Origin of the sequence: Stenotrophomonas sp. 278 (genome assembly GCF_003935715.1) — a bacterium.
In the GTDB taxonomy this organism is placed as follows: domain Bacteria; phylum Pseudomonadota; class Gammaproteobacteria; order Xanthomonadales; family Xanthomonadaceae; genus Stenotrophomonas; species Stenotrophomonas maltophilia_AH.
On sequence record NZ_RHPP01000055.1, the window covers coordinates 1 to 19,233 of the forward strand.

The 19,233-nt window shown below is 64.5% G+C and carries 18 protein-coding genes; 10 read left to right on the plus strand and 8 right to left on the minus strand.

Annotated elements, in window-relative coordinates:
- Positions 1-120 precede the first annotated feature (120 nt).
- The gene (locus EGJ34_RS10810) at positions 121-576 is read right to left on the minus strand and encodes a CopD family protein (RefSeq protein WP_125360483.1); all 456 of its coding nucleotides are present in this window, start codon (positions 574-576) and stop codon (positions 121-123) included.
- Positions 577-704: 128 nt separating this feature from the next.
- On the opposite strand from EGJ34_RS10810, the gene EGJ34_RS10815 reads away from it, so the two are divergent.
- Both EGJ34_RS10815 and phaZ read left to right on the plus strand, forming a co-directional pair.
- Positions 705-1,298 (plus strand): class I SAM-dependent methyltransferase, encoded by a 594-nt coding sequence (locus EGJ34_RS10815; RefSeq protein ID WP_125360484.1) that lies wholly within the window; start codon positions 705-707, stop codon positions 1,296-1,298.
- Positions 1,299-1,429: 131 nt separating this feature from the next.
- Positions 1,430-2,722, plus strand: a complete 1,293-nt coding sequence (phaZ, locus tag EGJ34_RS10820; protein WP_125360485.1) for a polyhydroxyalkanoate depolymerase — start codon at positions 1,430-1,432, stop codon at positions 2,720-2,722.
- Positions 2,723-2,846: 124 nt separating this feature from the next.
- On the opposite strand, the gene EGJ34_RS10825 is transcribed toward phaZ, so the two are convergent.
- The 3 genes from EGJ34_RS10825 to EGJ34_RS10835 all read right to left on the minus strand — a co-directional run bounded on the left by EGJ34_RS10825 (position 2,847) and on the right by EGJ34_RS10835 (position 5,803).
- A complete protein-coding gene (locus EGJ34_RS10825; protein ID WP_125360486.1) occupies positions 2,847-3,869 on the minus strand; it encodes a sensor domain-containing protein in 1,023 nt (340 codons plus the stop codon).
- Entirely contained in the window at positions 3,866-4,231 is a 366-nt protein-coding gene (locus EGJ34_RS10830; protein ID WP_125360487.1) for a PadR family transcriptional regulator, read from the minus strand. The genes EGJ34_RS10825 and EGJ34_RS10830 overlap by 4 nt, the downstream gene beginning before the upstream one ends.
- A gap of 87 nt (positions 4,232-4,318) precedes the next feature.
- Positions 4,319-5,803: a HEAT repeat domain-containing protein gene (locus EGJ34_RS10835; RefSeq protein WP_125360488.1), complete on the minus strand. Its 1,485-nt coding sequence runs from the start codon at positions 5,801-5,803 to the stop codon at positions 4,319-4,321.
- A 120-nt stretch (positions 5,804-5,923) separates the two neighbouring features.
- Here EGJ34_RS10835 and EGJ34_RS10840 point away from each other — a divergent pair, with 120 nt between their 5' ends.
- The gene (locus EGJ34_RS10840; RefSeq protein ID WP_125360489.1) at positions 5,924-6,823 is read left to right on the plus strand and encodes a peptidylprolyl isomerase; all 900 of its coding nucleotides are present in this window, start codon (positions 5,924-5,926) and stop codon (positions 6,821-6,823) included.
- Between the two features lie 408 nt (positions 6,824-7,231).
- Here the strand turns inward: EGJ34_RS10840 and EGJ34_RS10845 are convergent, their stop codons facing one another.
- On the minus strand, positions 7,232-8,104 hold the full coding sequence (locus tag EGJ34_RS10845; RefSeq protein WP_125360490.1) for a DMT family transporter: 873 nt from the start codon (positions 8,102-8,104) through the stop codon (positions 7,232-7,234).
- Positions 8,105-8,261: 157 nt separating this feature from the next.
- Between EGJ34_RS10845 and EGJ34_RS10850 the strand changes: the two genes are divergently transcribed.
- Both EGJ34_RS10850 and EGJ34_RS10855 read left to right on the plus strand, forming a co-directional pair.
- On the plus strand, positions 8,262-9,197 hold the full coding sequence (locus EGJ34_RS10850; RefSeq protein ID WP_125360491.1) for a LysR substrate-binding domain-containing protein: 936 nt from the start codon (positions 8,262-8,264) through the stop codon (positions 9,195-9,197).
- A gap of 68 nt (positions 9,198-9,265) precedes the next feature.
- Positions 9,266-9,559 (plus strand): hypothetical protein, encoded by a 294-nt coding sequence (locus EGJ34_RS10855; protein ID WP_125360492.1) that lies wholly within the window; start codon positions 9,266-9,268, stop codon positions 9,557-9,559.
- A gap of 96 nt (positions 9,560-9,655) precedes the next feature.
- On the opposite strand, the gene EGJ34_RS10860 is transcribed toward EGJ34_RS10855, so the two are convergent.
- The gene (locus tag EGJ34_RS10860) at positions 9,656-10,483 is read right to left on the minus strand and encodes a DUF4349 domain-containing protein (protein WP_125360493.1); all 828 of its coding nucleotides are present in this window, start codon (positions 10,481-10,483) and stop codon (positions 9,656-9,658) included.
- 107 nt (positions 10,484-10,590) lie between these two features.
- Here EGJ34_RS10860 and EGJ34_RS10865 point away from each other — a divergent pair, with 107 nt between their 5' ends.
- The 5 genes from EGJ34_RS10865 to EGJ34_RS10880 all read left to right on the plus strand — a co-directional run bounded on the left by EGJ34_RS10865 (position 10,591) and on the right by EGJ34_RS10880 (position 15,562).
- Positions 10,591-12,399, plus strand: a complete 1,809-nt coding sequence (locus EGJ34_RS10865; RefSeq protein WP_125360494.1) for a DUF885 domain-containing protein — start codon at positions 10,591-10,593, stop codon at positions 12,397-12,399.
- A gap of 241 nt (positions 12,400-12,640) precedes the next feature.
- Complete coding sequence (locus tag EGJ34_RS10870) at positions 12,641-12,823, plus strand: hypothetical protein (protein WP_125360495.1); 183 nt, start codon at positions 12,641-12,643, stop codon at positions 12,821-12,823.
- On the plus strand, positions 12,820-13,536 hold the full coding sequence (locus EGJ34_RS22205) for a hypothetical protein (protein WP_185750140.1): 717 nt from the start codon (positions 12,820-12,822) through the stop codon (positions 13,534-13,536). The genes EGJ34_RS10870 and EGJ34_RS22205 overlap by 4 nt, the downstream gene beginning before the upstream one ends.
- Positions 13,527-14,555 carry a hypothetical protein gene (locus EGJ34_RS10875; RefSeq protein WP_185750141.1) on the plus strand — a complete coding sequence of 343 codons (1,029 nt, stop codon included), beginning with the start codon at positions 13,527-13,529 and terminating at the stop codon, positions 14,553-14,555. The genes EGJ34_RS22205 and EGJ34_RS10875 overlap by 10 nt, the downstream gene beginning before the upstream one ends.
- Complete coding sequence (locus EGJ34_RS10880; RefSeq protein ID WP_185750142.1) at positions 14,552-15,562, plus strand: TraB/GumN family protein; 1,011 nt, start codon at positions 14,552-14,554, stop codon at positions 15,560-15,562. The genes EGJ34_RS10875 and EGJ34_RS10880 overlap by 4 nt, the downstream gene beginning before the upstream one ends.
- 36 nt (positions 15,563-15,598) lie before the next feature.
- Here EGJ34_RS10880 and smrA read toward each other — a convergent pair whose 3' ends face one another.
- Positions 15,599-17,434 (minus strand): multidrug efflux ABC transporter SmrA, encoded by a 1,836-nt coding sequence (smrA, locus tag EGJ34_RS10885; protein WP_125360498.1) that lies wholly within the window; start codon positions 17,432-17,434, stop codon positions 15,599-15,601.
- 157 nt (positions 17,435-17,591) lie between these two features.
- The gene (locus EGJ34_RS10890; RefSeq protein WP_260476967.1) at positions 17,592-19,160 is read right to left on the minus strand and encodes a serine hydrolase; all 1,569 of its coding nucleotides are present in this window, start codon (positions 19,158-19,160) and stop codon (positions 17,592-17,594) included.
- Positions 19,161-19,233 lie beyond the last annotated feature (73 nt).

The window sequence follows — 19,233 nt, forward strand, 5'->3', positions numbered from 1 at the left end:
GCTTTTTTTTTTTTTTGAAATTCAATGGGTTCCCTTTTCGGGGGGGCGCGGGGGGGGGGCGGCCCCCGCGAACCCGGGGGGCCGGCCAACGGCCGGCGCTACCGCCATTCTCCACACGGATCAGAACGGCTTGGCCAACACCAGCCACACCACGCCGATGAACAGCACCAGCGGCAGCTCGTTGAACCAACGCAGCGCGCGCGACGACGGCAATGCCTTCCCCTTCACCGCGCCCTTCAGCAGCCGCCCGGTCCAGGTGAAGTACACCAGCAGCAGCACCACCAGCCCCAGTTTGGCGTGCAGCCATCCGGCCGCCCCGGGCGCGACCATGGTCGGAAAATCCGGGAACACCCGGTAGCCCAGCCACAGCACCACGCCCAGCACCAGCGCGATGCCGAACATCATGTGCCCGAACCGGTACAGGCGCAGGCCCATCAGCTGCAGCCGCTCCACCACCGGCAGCTGGCCGGCGGTCTCGCTCAGGTTGACCAGGATGCGCGGGAGGTAGAACACCGATGCCATCCACGCCACCACGAACACCAGATGGAAGGTCTTGACCCAGTAATAGGACTGCATGCGCTTGCTCCCGCGGCTGGCTTGGAATGTCGTTCATTTTCACCGATTCACCGCCACGGCGCATGCGCGACGCTTTGACGCACGCCGCTCCGCTACCATGGCGTCCGTTTCCGGCTTTCTCTGCACGCATGACCAAGACCTACGACCACGCCTACTTCCAGCGCTGGTACCAGCCCGACCAGACCGGGGGTGCCGCGCGGCTGGCGCGCAAGGTGGCGCTCGCGGTGGCCACGGCCGAGTACTACCTGGAACGCCCGATCCGCACCGTGCTGGACATCGGAGCAGGCGAAGCCGCCTGGCGCGCGCCCCTGCTCAAGCTGCGCCCGCGCGTGCAGTACATGGGGTTCGACAGCAGCGAATATGCCGTGCAGCGCTACGGGCGCAGCCGCAACCTGCACCCTGGCCGGGTCGGCGACTTCGCCTGGCTGCGTCCTTGCCCGCCGGTGGACCTGCTGGTCTGCGCCGATGTGATGCACTACGTGCCCAGCCGTGAGCTGCGCCCGGCCCTGGCCGGGTTTGCCGAGCTGACCGGCGGGGTGGCCTTCCTGGAGGCCTTCACGGAGGAAGACGAATTCGAGGGCGACCACGAGGGGTTCCAGGCACGTCCTGCCAGTTGGTATCGTCGGCACCTGAAGGCCGAAGGGTTTACGGGCCTGGGGTCGCACTGCTGGCTGTCGCCCGCCTTGGCTGGCCACGCAGCGGCCTTGGAACGCGGGGCCTGAACACGACCACAGGGGCGGCGGTTCAGCGGGGCAAGCCCCGCTCTACGTGAAAGCCCGGGCCGTATTAAGGTGGCGGCACCCGCTTTGCGGTATGCTGCGCGGCAACATATGACCATACATATTCGGACGCCATGCTCTACCAGCTGCATGAGTTGACCCGCAACATGCTCGCTCCCTGGGTACACCAGGCCCAGGCCAACGCCAAGTTCTTCGCCAATCCGGGCCACTGGTGGTCGCAGATGCCCGGTGCCGATCGTCTGGCAGCGGTGAATGAGCTGTTCCACCGTATCGGCAAGGATTACGAGAAGCCCGAGTGGGGCATCAACGAAATCGACGTCGACGGCGAGCGCGTGCCGATCGTGGTCCACGAAGAGGTCAGCAAGCCGTTCTGCAAGCTGCTGCGCTTCAAGCGCCACAGCAATGAAGCCGACCAGCTGCACACCATGCTCAACCAGCCCTTCGTGCTGGTGGTGGCACCGTTGTCAGGCCATCACGCCACGCTGCTGCGTGACACCGTGCGCACCCTGCTGCGCGACCACCGCGTGTACGTGACCGACTGGGTCGACGCGCGCATGGTGCCGGCCAGCGAAGGCGAGTTCAGCCTGGACGATTACATCGCCTATGTGCAGGAATTCATCCGCCACCTGGGCGCGGAGAAGCTGCATGTGGTCAGTGTCTGCCAGCCGACCGTACCGGTGCTGGCAGCGGTGTCGCTGATGGCCAGCCGTGGCGAAACCACGCCGCGCACGCTGGTGATGATGGGCGGTCCCATTGATGCGCGCTGCAGCCCCACCGCAGTGAACAACCTGGCCACGCAGAACCCGCTGTCGTGGTTCGAGAACAACGTGATCCACACTGTGCCACCGGGTTACCCCGGTGTCGGCCGCCAGGTGTATCCCGGCTTCCTGCAGCATGCCGGGTTCCTGTCGATGAACCCCAGCCGGCATTTCAGTTCGCACTGGGACTTCTACGCCGACCTGGTGAAGGGCGACATGGAAGACGCCGACGCCCACCGTCGTTTCTACGACGAGTACAACGCGGTGCTGGACATGCCGGCGCGCTATTACCTGGACACCATCCGCGTGGTGTTCCAGGAATTCCTGCTGCCGCGCGGGGAATGGTACGTGCAGGGGGAACTCGTGGACCCTGGTGCGATTACCGGTACCGCGCTGCTGAGCATCGAAGGTGAACTCGACGATATCGCCGGCCTGGGCCAGACCGAAGCGGCGCAGGCGTTGTGCACCGGCATTCCGGAAAAGCACCGCGAGCATTTCATCGTCGAAGGGGCCGGTCACTACGGCATCTTCAGCGGCCGTCGCTGGCGCGAAACCGTGTATCCGAAGGTGCGTGACTTCTTTACCGCGCATGCGCAGAAGGCGGTGAAGCCGAAGAATGTCACGCCGATCCGCAGGAAGGCCGGCTAAGACCTCCGGTCCGTTCGTGGTCCCGGTAGCGCCGGCCGTTGGCCGGCCCTCATGATTCGCGGGACACATCCGGAGGGCCGGCCAACGGCCGGCGCTACCGAATCACGCGTATTACGCGTGATTTCTACAGACGCACCAGCAGATGCTTGGCCATCTGCCCGTGCAGATACCCCACCCCACGTGCCAGGTGCAGGGTGCAGAACAGAAGCAGCACGCCCACGATGGCCAGCATCGGCATCGCCCACAGCGGCAGCAGCAGCAATTCGCTGTCGATGTAGATTCCCCCGCTGCCATTCAACGCCAGCAGCGAGGCGACCGGTGCCCAGATGAAGACCAGCGATGCCGACAGCGGCGTGACCGCCACGCTGAAGTAGATGACGCCCAGCGGCAGCATCAGCACGAAGTACAACATCGTCAGCCAGGTGCGGCCATCGGTGAACATGTCACCGATGCGCTGCAACCAGCTGCGGCTGCGGTCGGCATAACGCGGCCGGCGCGGCATGCGCTCACCCAGCAGCACTTCCACCAGCCGTCCTTCCAGCAACGCCAATCCACGCACCGAACCGAAGAACAGCACGGTCAGCGGGATGCCGATGATCAGGATCATCAGCCCCAGCGACAGCGACAGTCCGGTGATCACCCAGGTGAAGAAGAACGTGCCGGTGGCCAGCGACAGCAGCATGTAGAACAGCGAGCCGTAGGTGCGCGGCTCCAGCGCGACGCCGAAGAAGCGCGCGAGCGCCGAGCGATGCGGGACCGGCGCGTCCGACGATGAAACACGGGTGCTACCGGCTGCAGCGGCAGCGGCAGCGGCAACGCCAGCCGGTTCCATCACCGGCACCACCCGCGCAATCGGCCGCACACTCGCGCTGGGCGTACGCAGCGCGCGATTCACGGTAATTTCGGTTTCGCGGTAGATCTCGGCCACTTCCTCCGGTGCGCCGTAGCTGCCGGCAACGTCGGCAATCACCTCGGCCTCGCTGCGGCCGGGCTGGGCAGCCAGTTCCGAACGCAGGTACTCCTCGGCGTCGTACAGCGCGTCCTGCACCATCGCCGGGTCGGCATCGTGCAGGGCCGCGCGCAGCTGCGCCAGGTATTGCGGAATGGTGGTGGGCAACCCTGTCCCCACCGTGGTCTGTTCGTTCATTGCAGTACCCCCTCCAGTACAGAATCGACGGAATCCCGGGTCGCGCGCCAGGCGGCGGTCCACTGCGCCAGCACCTCACGACCACGTTCATTGATGCGGTAATAACGCCGTGGCGGCCCGGCCACCGACGGCTCGATCTGGCTCTCCAGCAGCCCGGCAGCCTCCAGGTTGCGCAGCACCGGGTACAACGCGCTCTGCTTGCCACTCAGCACCCCTTCGCCGACCCGCTCCAGCTCCTTGGCAATCAGGTAGCCGTACAGCGGCTCGCCGGCCCTGGCCAGCACCGCCAGCAGGGCCAGGGAAACGGTGCCGGCGCTGAGCTCCTTCTGGAACTTCTTCAGATGGGCTTCGTGCTCGCTCATGACGTTCTCCGCTAGCGTGGAGTCAACACTAGTGCGAACTCAGCTATAGCGAACGTGCCGTTAGTCACCCTGCCGGCTGGGCAGGGCTCAAGCCTTGAGAAGCAGATCGACGACCCGCGCGCTCTGGACGGACCCCAGCCCATGCGCCCCTTCGCGCAGGCGGCGCACCAAGGTCCGGCGACGCTCGTCGCTCAGCGGGGTATAGCCGACCTCGGCAAGCAGCCAGTAATCGACCAGTCCGGCACGCCACTGCTGCGCTTCCGCGCTGACCGGCTGGAAGTCGAGCAGCAGTTCCAGATGGGCCCAGCGTGACAGGGTCCGCAGCCGCTTCATCAGACGTTCGTGGGCATTGTCCGACCTGGGTTGGGCGGCGAGGCCGGCCAGCACCTCCGGCGTGAACGTCGCGGTCCACAGCGGTTGCGCCTGATCGATCTCCGATTGCAGCGCGGCATTGTCGTGGTCCAGCGAGCGCAGCAGCACCGACAGGCTGACGCCGCGCTCGGCGCGGAGCAGACCGCGCAGGCAGGTGCGCTGGCCTTTCGGGCCGAGTGTGGGCAGGGCCGCCTCGAAACGCAGGGCGTCCTCGGTTTCGGCATGATCGGCCAAACCCTCCAGCGCTACCCGAACCTTGCCACGCCTGTGAGTTGCCAGTTCATCGCGCCACAGCTCAAGGCCTTTGTCTTCGCCAGCCTGTGTCCGCTGCCACACCGCCCACGAGCGAACGCCCGCCGAGCGGTCAAACAACGCAGCTTCCACAAGCGCAGAAGCATCGTCGACCGGACGTGCCACCAGTACTCTCAGCGCCTCCAGTCGAACGTGGCGGGACGGCGTGGTCAGCGCGTGCCGGCAGAGCGTCTCGGCCTCGGCACCATCTGCATGTTCCAGCACATGACGCAATGCCAGGCGGGCCACGCGGGGATCGGCATCATGCAGCGCATCACGACGCCGTGACGCTGACCATGCGGGATCCTGATCGAACGCCAAGGCATAGGCATGCAATCGCGTCTGCGCGTCGTCGTGCGACATCAGCGCTTCCAGTACAGGACGCTGTGCCACCTCGCACAGCCACGCTTCCAGTGATGCGCCGACCCACTGTGGATCCACGCGTCCGGCCTGGCGCAGGCGTACGGCCAGCGGCCACACCTGCACGATGTCCTCGTGGCGGCAACTCGACAGCAGGGCCATCACGGCCCGTTGTGCCGAAGTTCGGACTGGCTGCACCCAGTCGTTGCAGCGCAACAGGGCAGCGACGAGGGGCAGCCGGCCCGGCCACAGCAGCAGGTTCGACAGCGCGAGCTGGCGCACGAATCCATTTCCGCTGCAGCTGCCGAGAAACAGCGCGGCGTCGCGCAGCAGCGGAGGAGACTGATCCAGCAGTTGTACCTGCAACAGCGGAGAGCCGGTGATAGGAGCCGCGTACCAGCTGCGCAACCGCAGATCCAGCTCGATCCAACCGCGCGGCGGGCGTGACGATACCCAGAGCAGCGGATCCGTGCCCACGGGAACAAACGGCTGCAGCAGGCTTTCGACCTGATCACGAAGACCGGCCTGGGTCTCAGGGAACACGTGCATCACTGCTTCCTTGCATGAAAGGCTGCATGGTGCCGGAATACGCTGCCGCTTGGCCATCACGCAATGGCGCCGCCGCACGGCATCGCGCAGAATCGGAGTCATCTTCCGAAGGGGTCCGCCATGTCGCCACGCCGTCCTGCCCTGCTCGCCCTCGCGCTCGCCTGCCTGATTCCCGGTCTGTCCAGCGCGGCCACGCCCTACCGCAGTGCCCAGCAGATCCTGGACGCGTCGCCGGCCAGTGACTGGCGCACGCCGGACCCGGCCAACCTGCTGGTGATGGATCTGGCCGCGGGCCAGGTGGTGATCGAGCTGGCCCCGGCGTTCGCGCCGCAGCACGTGGCCAACATCCAGGCCCTGGCGCACGAGCACTTCTGGGATGGCGAAAGCATCTACCGCGCGCAGGACAACTTCGTGGTGCAGTTCGGTGATGCCGATGCCGACGATGCAGCGAAGGCCAAGCCCCTGGGCAGCGCCAAGCGCAAGCTGCCGGCGGAATTCCAGCGCGACAGCAAGGGCCTGAAGGTCACGGTGCTGCCGGACCGGGACGGCTGGGCCGACCACACCGGCTTCGTGGACGGCTTCCCGGTGGGCCAGGACACGGCCGACGGCAAAACGTGGCTGGCGCACTGCTACGGCGCACTGGGTGCGGGCCGCAACAATGAAGAGGACAGCAGCGTCGGCGCGGAGCTGTACGTGGTGACCGGGCAGTCGCCGCGTCAGCTGGACCGCAACATCACCGTGGTCGGCCGCGTGCTGAAGGGCATGGAACTGCTCAGCGCCCTGCCGCGCGGCCCGGCCCCGATGGGTTTCTATGCCGAAGCATCGCAGCGCACCCCGATTGTGTCGATCCAGCGCGTGAGCGACCTGCCGGAAGCGCAGCGCCCGACCCTGCAGGTGCTGCGCACCGATTCGAAGACCTTCGTGGACACGGTTGAAGCACGGCGTAATCGCGTGGACGATTTCTACAAGCGCGCGGCCGGGCATATCGACCTGTGCAACATCCCGGTGCCGGTGCGGTAGGCGTTTCCCTTCCTACGTGATTGCAGGATTTCCGTATCGCCGGGCGCTGCCCGGCTGCTGTTGGATCTGTGCGAACAGCCGGTGCTCAAGGTATCTCTGGTCTGCGAGTCGGGATGGGCGTTCCGGGGGACGCTGTGAATACATCCATGTAAGCTCATCGCCGCATCCATGCGGCTCGTGCCCCCTCCAGCCCACCCCGACCCGCCAGCGACAGGACATCGGTGGCCAGGGCAAATCAAGAGCACGCGGTCCCGGTAGCGTCGGTCGACAGACGACGGCCGTGAAACTGCCAACATCCGGTAACGGATAACCCCAAACCGAAGAAAAGCCCCCTTTGTTAAGGGGGCGCGCCGACAGGTGCGGGGATAGGAGGAATGCGGGGGCATCACGGACCGAAGGTCCGCGATGTCAGCGCTGCGAGACCGCTACGCTGCCGAGGATCAGGGCACCGGCGATGAGCATCGCCCAGGTGACCGGTTCGCCGAGGAACAGCCAGGCAAATCCGGCACCGAACAGGGGGATCAGGTAGGTCACCGTCGAGGCGCGGGCCGGGCCGATGCGGCCGATCAGGCGGTAGAACATCAGGAAGGCCAGGCCGGTGCACAGCACCCCCAATGCCACCGCGCAGGCCCAGGCATTGAACGGCACCGCCGTCTGCGGCCAGTGCGTGATCGCCATCGGCAGCATCCACAACGAGGCACAACCCAGCGTCGCGGCTGCCGCCGCCGCCGATGGCAGGCCAGTCATATGGCGCTTCACCAGGTTCACGCCGAGACCGTACAGCAGCGACGCCGCGGCACCCGCGATCACCGCCGCGCCGATGCTCAACCCGCTGACCTTCGCCGTGGCCAGCACCACCACGCCGGCAAAACCGACCAGCAGCGCGATCGCCCGGCGCATGCCGATCTTCTCGCCGAAGAACAGGAACGCGATCAGCGCCGCGAACAGCACCGTCATTGCATTGCAGATCGCACCGATGGCCGCCGGGGCACGTTCGGCCGCATAGGCGAACAGGACGAAAGGCAGTGCCGAATTGATCAGGCCGATCGGGGCCAGCCACAGCCAGCGCCGCGCCGGAAACTGCGCGCGCGCTTTCCACAGGAAAGGCAGCAGCACCAGCGCGCCCAGCACCAACCGAACCTCTACCAGCGCATAGGGGCCGAACGATGGCACTGCCACCCGCATGAACAGGAATGAGCAGCCCCAGATCGCGCCCAGCAGGGTCAGCTCCAGCGGCGTGCGCCAGTCGCGGCTCTGGGTGGCCGCCAGATCCGCGCTCATGCGGCCTCCGGCAGCGTTGCAGCAGGGACGGTCAGCAAGCGGCGTGGCAGCAGCATGGCGAAGGCTCCAGGGTCGGAAACACAGCATCCGCCCGCGCCCAACCCCTTGCAAGCGCGTAGTATCGCTGTCAGCCACAAATACGATTTGGGTCTTGCCGATGATCCTGCGCCCTGCCCTGCTGCCCGCCCTGGGGGTGTTCGCGGTGGCCGCCCGCCACCAGAATTTCGCCCATGCCGCCGAGGAACTGCACCTCACCGCCAGCGCGGTCAGCCACCATGTGCGCCGGTTGGAAGCCCTGCTCGGCACCGTGCTGTTCCAGCGCCAGGCACGCGGCGTGCGCCTTACCGCCGAAGGCCGGCAGCTGGCCGATGCGGCGGCCGCCGCGCTCAGCGACCTCAACGCGGTTGCCGCCAATCTGCATCCGCAGGCCGACATCGTGCCGCTGCGGGTTACCACGATCCGCTCTCTGTCTTACTGCTGGCTGATTCCACGGCTGCCGCGTTTCACCCATCTGCATCCACGCCTGCGGATCGAACTGCAGACCAGCAGCGAGCTCACCCGCTTCGACGAAAACGGCCCCGAGCTGGGCATCCGCTATGGGCTGGGCCAATGGCCGGGCCTGACCGCGCACCACCTGATGGACGACGAGCTGTTCCCGGTCGCCTCGCCTGCTTTAACGGGCGTCTCCGCACTGCGCGAGCCCGCAGGGATCGCCGCGCTGCCACTGGTCAGCGACATGTCGCCACAAGGCTGGCGCGACTGGTTCCGTGCCGCCGGCGTGCGCGGCCTGGACCTGGCCACACCGCATGTCTTCAGCGACAGCACCGATGCGATGCGCGCGGCGGTGTACGGCATCGGCGCGGTCCTGGCGCGCAAGCATATCGCCCAGCCGTATCTGCAGCGTTACGAGCTGGTGCGCCTGCCCGGACCTGCGCTCAAAGCCCGCTATGCGTACTACGTGGTCCATGCTGAACACCGCCCGCTCAGCCCGGTCGCGGTGACGTTCATGGACTGGCTCAAGCGCGAGGCGCAGGATGAACGCACGCCGATTCCCGCGTTGCCGGAAGAGTTGATGGGCAGGCCGGTCCCGTAGCCCATCATCACCCATCCTTGTCCGAGTGCTGGCTAGGCTGGAACTCCCAACTCCCCTGAGAAGTCCCCATGGCTTTGTTGCGACTCCGAATCACCGGCACCGAAGACGACGCCCGTGCGATCAGCGACCTGTTGCAGAGCATCGACGGCATCGAGCACGTCGAGGAAACCGATGACCTGATGCCGCACATGGACGACGATGACTCCAGTTCGGCCGGCCTGTCCGATGATATCGGGCCGGGCATTCATGAGCTGGAAGTGGAGGTCGGCAACGAGTACACCACCCAGCGCGTGCGTGACGCCGTGGAAGCGCTGGCACGCGAACTGGATGTGTTCGTGGAGTACGAGTACGACGAGGGCTGAAGCTCGGCACGACCAACGGTCGTGCCCTACCCGACCGGTCGATACGTTGCGATCAACCGGAATCAACCCGGTAGGTATCGACCGTTGGTCGATACCTTACGCCACCTTCCGCGCACGACGCCAACGCCGCCACAGCGCCAGCACACCCCACACGAACACGCCGCCGATCACCACCACCGGCACCAGTGCCGCCACGGCACGGATCAGGAAGGCGATGCTTTCGGTGAAGATCGTCCCCGCATCACCGAAGGCCTCCCCGATGGCGCTGCGATTACGTTCGCCTGACGGCGCGTTGAAACTCACCGTCACCAGCTGGGTATCGATGCGACGACGCTGATTGGCCGCGTCCTTGTTGGCCTGCTCCACGCCCGCCTCGATCTCAGACAGACGCTGCGCAATCACCAGCAGGTCGGCCATTTTGACGTCCTTGCCGTCCTGGTACGCCAACAGACGCTCGTGCTCCTTCTGCAGGCGCGCCTTGGTCAGCGCTGTGTCGGCCACCTGCTGGGCCAGATCCTCGGCCTGGGTGTTCCGCGAGGCCAGCTCACCGCCCTCGCCGGCGAGGCTGATCAGCGGCTCCACGCCCTTCGGGGCGACCCGGAAGCGGACCGAACCGGACGGATACTCACCGCCCTCCTGCTCCACCTGCAGCACCGCGCAGTCGCCAAACCGTGCAGACTGGCATGCCTCCGCAATCTGCTTGACCCGTGGCCCGATCTTTTCCGCTTCCAGTTTGATGTTCAGGGTGTGCTCGTACGCCAGCATCGCGCCTTCCGGCGAGGCGATGGTCGCGCCAGCGGCCGACGCTTCGGCCGTCCCGTGCCCGTTCTGCGGCGCGCAGCCCCCCAATCCCATCACCAGCAGCATCCCCGCTACAGCGTAGCTGTGCCACGCCTTCCGCACCGGGGTTTCGTGATTCTGCATACCGCTCTCCCTGCTGGTCTGAATGGGCACATGGTAATCCAATGGCACGGGCGCGCCGCACCCGCGCGGGCCTATGCTCGGCGATTACCCACAGCACAGGATCGCCGATGCGCCAGCATCTTCTTGCCCTTGCCCTGATTGCCGCCCTGGGCGGTTGCCAGCAGGCCGACGCCCCCACCGCCCCGACCGGCACCGAAGCCGCGGCCAGTGCCGGTGACGCGGCGACCGATGCCGCCTTTGCGGACCTGTCCAAGCGCGCCCTGGACACCTGGATGCAGCTGTCGCCGGTCAGCGCCACCCAGATCGGCGATCACCGCTACGACAGCGAGATCGACGACCTCAGCGCCGCCGGGCAGCAGAAGACGCTGGCCGCCTACAAGGGCCTGCTGGCAGAGCTGGACAAGGTGGACGTGAGCAAGCTCGGCCGCGAGAACCAGGTCGATGCCGCGATTCTGCGCAACCAGCTGCAGTCGGAAATCTGGAATGCGGAAGTGCTGCAGTCCTCGAAGTGGGACCCGCAGCTGTACAACGGCCTGGCCGGCAGCGCGTTGTACGGCCTGATGGCACGTGAGTTCGCACCGCTGCCCGAGCGCCTGAAGGCGGCGACCGCGCGCATGGAGAAACTGCCGCAGATCTTCGCCCAGGCCCGTGAGAACCTGGATCCGGCGCGCGTGCCGAAGATCCATGCCGAAACGGTGGCCAAGCAGAACAAGGGCATCCTGAGCATCGTCGATACCTTCATCACCCCGCACATCGGCGAACTGCCGGCCGAAGACGGCAAGCGCCTGCAGGCCGCCATCGAGGGGCTGAAGAAGGCCGTGGCCGAACAGCAGACCTGGCTGGACACCACCCTGGTGCCGAACGCCAAGGGCGACTTCCGCATTGGTGCGGAGCTGTACGACCAGAAGCTGAAGTTCGCTCTCAATTCTTCGCTGTCGCGCGCCGAGATCGGTGAACGCGCCCGCGCCGAACTCAAGCGCGTGCGCGGCGACATGTACGGCATCGCCCAGACCGTGCTGAAGGACAAGCCAGGTGCTCCGGCGCTGCCGGCCAACCCGACCGACGAACAGCAGCAGGCGGCGATTGAAGCGGCGCTGGAACTGGCGTACGCCGAGAAGCCGGCACGCGACAAGGTGGTGGAAGACGCCAAGGCCGCCCTGGCCCAGTCGACCGAGTTCGTGCGCACGCACGACCTGATGACCCTGCCCGACGCGCCCGTGGACATCATCCTGATGCCGGAATTCCAGCGTGGCGTTGCAGTGGCCTACTGCGATTCGCCGGGTCCGCTGGACAAAAACCTGAAGACCTTCTACGCGGTGTCGCCGATTCCGGACGACTGGAGCGACAAGCAGGTGGACTCGTTCCTGCGCGAATACAACAGCCGCATGATCCACCTGCTGAGCATCCACGAGGGCACGCCGGGCCATTACCTGGAAGGCTGGCATTCGGGCAAGTTCCCCTCGACGCTGCGCGCGGTGCTGCGTTCGGGCCTGTTCGCCGAAGGCTGGGCGGTGTACACCGAGCGGATGATGCAGGAGCAGGGTTACCTGGACAACGACCCGCTGTTCCACCTGGTGCAGCTGAAGTTCTACCTGCGCACCATTTCCAACGCGATCCTGGACCAGGGCGTGCACGTGGACAACTGGACGCGTGAGCAGGCGATGCACCTCATGACCCACGACGCCTTCCAGCAGGAAAGCGAAGCGTCGGGCAAGTGGGTGCGCGCGCAGCTGACCTCGGCCCAGCTGCCGACCTACTTCGTCGGTGCGCAGGAGCACTTCGACACCCGCAAGGCCGTGCAGGAGAAGCAGGGTGACAAGTTCAACCTGAAGGCCTACCACGACCAGATGCTGTCCTACGGCGCACCGCCGGTACGCTTCGCGCGCCAGCTGATGCTGGGCCAGCCGATCGAGTAAGGCCTGCGCACTCATCGACAGTGGCTGTCCGCTGATCGACATCGCACGAAGAACGGCCCGGCACATACCGAGCCGTTTTTTTTTGCTAGGACTATTCAAACAAGGCCTCGCGGGGTACTCCCACGGAACATCCGTCATCTTCCGATAGGGACACCAAACGAATTGCACGATGCTGGATGGACCCGGCAAGGACGCCCATCCGTTCTGTCGAGCCGGGGACCAACCACATCAGGAGAACTCCGTGAAAGAAGTCGGAACTGCAAACATCGCACGCCAGCTGGCGGCCACCCTCCGCCAGTCGAATTCCGAAACTGGTCTCGACAAAGCGTACTCCATGGATCATTCGAAGCCGAACATCGCAGCAATGAAGAGTGACTGCTGCGGCTCAAACAACTACCAGGACAAGCGCCTCGCTCACGAATGAAGCAGATCGGCGCACGGCATACACCGTGCGCCACCCGCACCTGTGGAAAACCGATCCAAGCCTACAAAAAGAATGCCATGAGCGCACACTTCTCGAGCATAGCGAATGCATTCCACCATGCTGCTTCACGCCCCGCATCCGTCGTGCTGGGTTCGACTTCCGCGAACATTCGCACGATCCACGATCTCATCTCGAATGGAGAGATCGATGCCATTGTAGGAGGTTCCGAGAAAGGGGCCATGACCCCCCGCGCACTTCTGGACGCGTTGGACTCGCCAAACCCTCCGCGCCGAACAGCCATCTTCACCGATCAACTGTGCTGCTCTACAAACGCACCTGTACTTGCGTCGAAAGGCAACGACCAAAGGTACCTCTCCAGCCTGGAAATCATCCTCCACGGCATGCACGCGTTTGAGCTCTTCATAGAGACCGAATCCGGCTTCATCGAGATACCTCCGGAAGCGACTACCGAAGACATTCTGACCGCAGTCTGGACTCACCTTGACATGTGCACGGCTCTCGGGGACGAGTGGATCGCTGGCGCGCATCAGCGTCAACGCCATCCGGAATGGAGAGCCCGGAAAGCACACTACCAGCTTCGACTTTTCCACTCCTCTCTCCTGCACATGAGCATCACCCATGGAAATATCGACCAGACACGATTGACCGAACTCCATCATCAACTCATGGAAGCGCGCACCCGATGTCGATAACGCCACTCGGACCATCCCTCATCGCGACACTGGCACGGATCCCGCTCAAGGCATCTGCATGGATCAGGCAGCCAAACAACAAGATTGAAAAATGGCTGGAACTTCAGCTCAGCACTGAAGACCACCGCGCAATCCACACGGCCACCCTCGAGGGAACCTCCCATCTTGGGGACTACTATCGATTGTATGCAGAGAAAAAACTCATTGCCTCTGCGCTCAGGAGATGCGATCGAATCTCGCTACTTTCCTTCGCACAATCAATAGACAGCACAGACTATTCACAATTTATATCTGCACTGAAACGCGAACAGGGAGTAGTCGTCGCACTACCTCACTACGGACACTACATCATCACCGCCATCAACCTGATGGAGCATGCGCGAGAGCAACGCGATGTATTCATGATCTACGGTGATCCGAAGAATCATCCGGGAAATGAACTGTTTGACACGCTATCCGATATCCTGTTCGAAGGCAGACAATGTCGGGCGAGAAAACTCCACGCCGATGCCCGAGGACTGGCAACCGCACTCCGCGCACTCAAGGCGGGAGGAATGGTCATCATGATGCCTGACGTCTGCATTGACGAGCGTCACGCCTACGTGATCCCGTTCCTGAGCCGGCAACTGGAGATCCCATTGGGAACCGCAAGCCTCGCAAGACGTTCCGGTGCCGCGCTCATTCCGATCATGTCCCACTGCGAAGGTCCATTGAAGATCAAGACGCTTTTCGGCCCTCCGATCGAGATGGGAGATCTGCGGCGTCAGGAACGCCCCGCTTTCATCCAGGCTGACGAATTCCTGGCGACCGTGGAAATGTTTGGCTTCTTTGAAAGCGTAATGAAGGATAGCCCTCTCCGTTGGCAGTACGTCATCGGCCATTACGCTTCCAGTTCGGCATTCCCAGAAGCCAGACCATCTGACGTGGAGGCGACATGGCAGGCTATCCAGGAGACGAATTACGTCCTGCGCGCCAGATCCACAGCAATAGCACTGGATTTGCAGGAGCGACGGCAATGAAGATCCACGCCACGCTCGCGCTTGTCGGCTGTCTCGTCATTATGGAAGCATTCGCAGCGGATCAATCTGCCGCAAGAGCAATGCGCGGCATCGTAGACCTACCCACCGTCACGGCGGACCGACCTACGTCCGGCCCAAGAATATGGACCTTCGTCAAAGGCAGTACCACGCTGCGGGTACTCGGGACAGTGCAGCCATTGCCGCGCGACCTGCAGTTCGACACCAGCGGGATTCTCGACGCCCTACAGACTTCAGACGCGCTGCTCACTGGAGAAGGCGTGGTGACGGGCGAGGGAGTCGGCCTGGTCCGCGGTCTGCTGCTCCTGCCATCCATGCGCAGGCTCAAGCGCAATACCTCAGATCGCACACTTCGCGACATTCTCTCGGACACCGATTATCAGGAATGGCGAAGGCTGAGTGATCCGTACCTATCCGGAATGCCCGATGTGGAGAGAATGAGGCCCATGTACGCGGCAGGGGCACTATACGAGGCGGCGATTGCTCGTGAGCGACTCCATCGCCATCACCCCGCGAAGAGCTCCATTTCAGGCATGGCCAGAACGCTCGGAATACCCTTGATCGATGGCCGACTCCATGTCCGCATTGCACATCCCAAGGAGGCGATCAATGCGTTTCACGTCGACAAAGAGGATGATCTGCGTTGCTTTCGGGAGGTATTGCGCCGACTGCCTCCTTGGCTGGGGACAGCAAAGCAAGCGGGTAATGAGTGGAGCAGCGGAAGCTACCGCAACATCCCACAGGCACCTCCGCGCTGCTGGAGCTGGCTGACCAACCAAGCCATTGCCAGAACCCAAGGAATTCTTCTTGAACAAGCCGTGCGGCAGCAGTGGATGCGGTCGCTCGATTCGGCGGCAAGTATGCATTCGAACATCTTCACGACCATGCCAATCGAAGACCTCGAAAGTGGTAGTGGGCTGGCATCCGCGTTGTTCGACGATGGATACATCAGCATCAGCCACGATCATTTGCAGAAGCCGTACGAGTGAGGGCGACGGAATAACAGCGTGACGCCCTCCGCCGCATCAACTGCCATCCGCCGCCACGAACCCGCCCGTCTGCCGTGCCCACAGCCGCGCATAGAGTCCGCCTGCAGCAATCAGCTCGGCGTGCGTGCCGGTTTCCACGATGCGGCCCTGGTCCATCACCACCAGCCGGTCCATGCGTGCGATCGTGCTCAACCGGTGCGCGATGGCGATCACGGTCTTGCCACCCATCAACTCGTCCAGGCTGTCCTGGATCGCTGCCTCCACTTCCGAATCCAGCGCCGAGGTCGCTTCGTCCAGCACCAGGATCGGCGCGTCCTTGAGCAGCACTCGGGCAATGGCGATGCGCTGGCGCTGACCACCGGACAGCTTCACCCCGCGCTCGCCGACGTGCGCGTCGTAACCGGCACGTCCTTCGCCATCCCGCAGGGTGTCAATGAAGGCATCAGCCCTGGCCTTGGCTACGGCTGCACGCAACTCGTCTTCGGTGGCGTCCGGGCGGCCGTACAGCAGGTTGTCGCGGATCGAGCGGTGCAGCAGCGAGGTATCCTGGGTGACCACACCGATCTGCCGGCGCAGGCTTTCCTGGGTGACGGCCGCAATGTCCTGGCCATCAATGCGGATGTGGCCGCTTTCCAGGTCGTACAGGCGCAGCAGCACATTGACCAGCGTGGACTTGCCCGCGCCGGACGGCCCAACCAGGCCTATCTTCTCGCCCGGCTTCACGGTCAGGTCCAGGCCGGCGATCACCCCGCCCTTCTTGCCGTAGTGGAAGTGGATGCCCTCGAAGCGAACACCCCCGTCGGTGACCCGCAGCGGCACCGCATCGCCGCGGTCCTGCACGGTCAGCGGCTGCGCAATGGTGGTGATGCCATCCTGCACGGTGCCGATGTCCTCGAAGATGCCGTTGATCGTCCACATGATCCAGCCGGACATGTTGTGGATGCGGATCACCAGGCCAGTGGCGAGGGTGATCGCACCCACGGTGATGTCGCCGCGGCTCCACAGCCACAGCGCCAGCCCGCAGGTGCCGGCGATCAGGAACCCGTTGACGATGGCGATGGTCAGGTCCATGCCGGTGGTGACCCGGGTCTGGCGGCGGTGTTTGACCGCCAGCTCTTCGATGGCCTCGGCCACGTACGCCTGTTCGCGTCCACCATGCGCGAACAGCTTCAGGGTGGGAATGTTAGTGTAGCCGTCCACGATGCGCCCCATTGCCTTGGAGCGCGCTTCGGAGGCGATCCAGGCGCGTTCCTTCGCACGCGGCACGAACACCCACATGATCACCACATAGGCCATCAGCCACAGCACCAGCGGGATCATCAGCCGCCAGTCGGCCTGCGCGAACAGATAAAGCGCGGTACCGGTATAGACCACGATGTACCAGAGCGAATCGACCATCTGCACGGCCGACTCGCGCAGCGAGGTGCCGGTCTGCATCACCCGGTTGGCCATGCTGCCGGCGAAATCGTTCTGGAAGAACGACAGGCTCTGGCGTACTACGTAGTTGTGCATCAGCCAACGCGAGCGGTTGCTCAGCCCCGGAACGATGGCCTGGTTGACCAGCAGATTATGCAGGCCGACCAGCACCGGACGCGCGATCAGTGTGATCGCCGCCATCCACAGCAGGGTGTCGGCGTTGCGGGCGAAGAAGCTGGCATCCGGCTGTTCGCTGACCATGTCGACGATGCGGCCGAGGAAGTCGAACATCGCCACTTCCACCAGCGCCAGCAGCAGTCCGGCGATCAGCGTGGCCAGCAGCACCGGCCACACCGGGCGCAGGTAATAGAGATAGAAGGCCGCCACGTTGCGCGGCGGCATGCGCGCATCCACCGGCGGGAACACCGGAATCAGCGATTCAAACCAGCGGAACATCCTGTCATCTCCAACAACACTGCTGCGGCCGATCATTGTAGTGCCGGGCCGTGCCGCGCCGCGACAACCTCGACTTACCGTATTGAGGAACGCGTCGCAACGCGCCCGGATAGCGAACCACCGGCACTGGCAGTAGCCTGCTTTGGCCGGAGAGAAACTACAACACAGGCACCAGCACCAGATCCTGGAAATCAAAACTGAAATCGGTCAACGACGATATCGGCTGCATGCGCACCTCGCGTACCTTGCCATCCGGGTCCAGGCTGAAATTCACGAATGCATCAGCATTCAGCGATCGGTCGTTCCAGCGCACGATGAAGGTATCGTGCTGCCAGTGCTCCAGCTTGCCGACCAGCTGTGCAGTCTTGTCGAAGCGCAGACGAAGCCCACCTTGGGCGGCGTCGACATGCACGTCGCCGTACCAGGCGTCCCGATACCGGCCGGCGTACTTTGCCAGCGGCAGCGACGGCTTCGACTTCGGGTCGCGTGCGGCCTGGTGCACGGCCCAGCCTTCGTCGGCCTTCTCCTGCGACTTGGCCACCGCGGCCGCATAGGCGGCCACCCAGTCGGTGGGCGTCTGCGGCTTCAAATAGGCATCCAGCACATCCAGGGTGATCGCGTTGAACGCCGCGCCCACTTCCTGGTTGGTCAGCACCACGATGCCCAGCTTCTGTTCCGGCACCAGGGTGACCCGCGAGACCATGCCCGGCCAGCCGCCGGTGTGCCAGACCAGCTTCCGGCCGCGGAAGTCGCTCAGGCTCCAGCCTTCGCCGTAACCGGCGAAGTTCGGCTTGGCCGCCGCCAGTTCCGGCACAGCGGGCTCAGCCACCACCTGCGGCGTGATCACCTGCCACATCGCCTGCTGGGTCTTGGGGGTGAACAGCGCGGTGCCGTTCTCCATCACGCCCTGCGCCAGCTGCACCTTCATCCAGCGTGCCATGTCATGCACGCTGGAATAGATGCCACCGGCACCGGCGTTGTTCGACCAGGTCAGCGGAGCCACCGTACGCAGGTCGCTGAAGTCGTACTTGGCATGCCCCACCGCCGCCTTGTCACCAGCACGCAGATGGTCAGCGTTGTAGCGGGTGCCGGTCATGCCGACCGGGTTGAAGATGTGCTGCTGCAGGAAGTCCGCATACGACTGCCCGGAGACCTGCTCGATCACCTGCTGGGCCACCGCGTACAGGATATTGTCGTAGGCGTAACGGTCACGAAAACCGCCCTTCAGCGGCACCTTGCCCAGGCGCTGCACCACCTCGGCGTTGCTGTAGGTGGTGGTGGGCCAGAACAGCAGGTCGCCCGCACCCAGGCTGAGCCCGCTGCGGTGCGAAAGCAGGTCGCGGATGCGCATCTCGCCGGTGACATACGGGTCGGACATGCGGAACGACGGCAGGTGGTCGATTACCCGGTCGTCCATCTTCAGCTTGCCCTGCTCGGCCAGCAGGTTCAGCGAAGTGGCGGTAAACGCCTTGGTGTTGGAGGCGATCGCGAACAGGGTGTCGGCCTGGACCGGCTCCGGCTTGCCCTGTTCACGCACGCCGAAGCCGCGTTCCAGCACCACCTGCCCGTCCTTGACCACGGCCACGGCCACGCCGGGCACGTCGAACTGGCTGCGCACGCGTTCCACCGTGGCCTCCAGCCGGGAATCCAGTTCGGTCGGCGCGGCGGCCGATGCCAACGGTGCGCAGGCCAGCAGCACGACGCCTCCAATCCATGATGTGTTCAACAGTGTCTCCACGGGTCTGTAACCGGAATGTCGAGGACGCATTCAGCGCGCCTCTTTCGCACGATGGTAACGC